Source organism: Meridianimarinicoccus aquatilis (assembly GCF_004358675.1).
GTDB lineage: Bacteria > Pseudomonadota > Alphaproteobacteria > Rhodobacterales > Rhodobacteraceae > Meridianimarinicoccus > Meridianimarinicoccus aquatilis.
Genome location: NZ_SMZO01000128.1, coordinates 1 through 760 on the forward strand (window position 1 = coordinate 1; position 760 = coordinate 760).

The 760-nt window shown below is 54.7% G+C and carries 1 rRNA gene; it reads left to right on the top strand.

Features of this window, described 5'->3' with window-relative positions:
- Positions 1–760: ribosomal RNA gene (locus tag E2L05_RS20585) — 23S ribosomal RNA — on the top strand; the annotation flags it as partial.

Here is a 760-nt window from a genome sequence, read left to right on the forward strand (position 1 = left end):
ATGCAGTGTACCCGCGGCAAGACGGAAAGACCCCGTGAACCTTTACTATAGCTTGACACTGAACATTGAGCCTTGATGTGTAGGATAGGTGGGAGGCTTTGAAGTGTGGACGCCAGTCTGCATGGAGCCGGCCTTGAAATACCACCCTTTAATGTTTGATGTTCTAACGTTGGCCCCTGATCGGGGTTGCGGACAGTGTCTGGTGGGTAGTTTGACTGGGGCGGTCTCCTCCTAAAGAGTAACGGAGGAGCACGAAGGTTGGCTAATCCTGGTCGGACATCAGGAGGTTAGTGCAATGGCATAAGCCAGCTTGACTGCGAGCGTGACGGCGCGAGCAGGTGCGAAAGCAGGTCATAGTGATCCGGTGGTTCTGAATGGAAGGGCCATCGCTCAACGGATAAAAGGTACTCCGGGGATAACAGGCTGATACCGCCCAAGAGTTCATATCGACGGCGGTGTTTGGCACCTCGATGTCGGCTCATCACATCCTGGGGCTGAAGTAGGTCCCAAGGGTATGGCTGTTCGCCATTTAAAGTGGTACGCGAGCTGGGTTTAGAACGTCGTGAGACAGTTCGGTCCCTATCTGCCGTGGGCGCTGGAGAACTGAGGGGGGCTGCTCCTAGTACGAGAGGACCGGAGTGGACGCATCACTGGTGTTCGGGTTGTCATGCCAATGGCACTGCCCGGTAGCTAAATGCGGAAGAGATAAGTGCTGAAAGCATCTAAGCACGAAACTTGCCCCGAGATGAGTTCTCCCTGA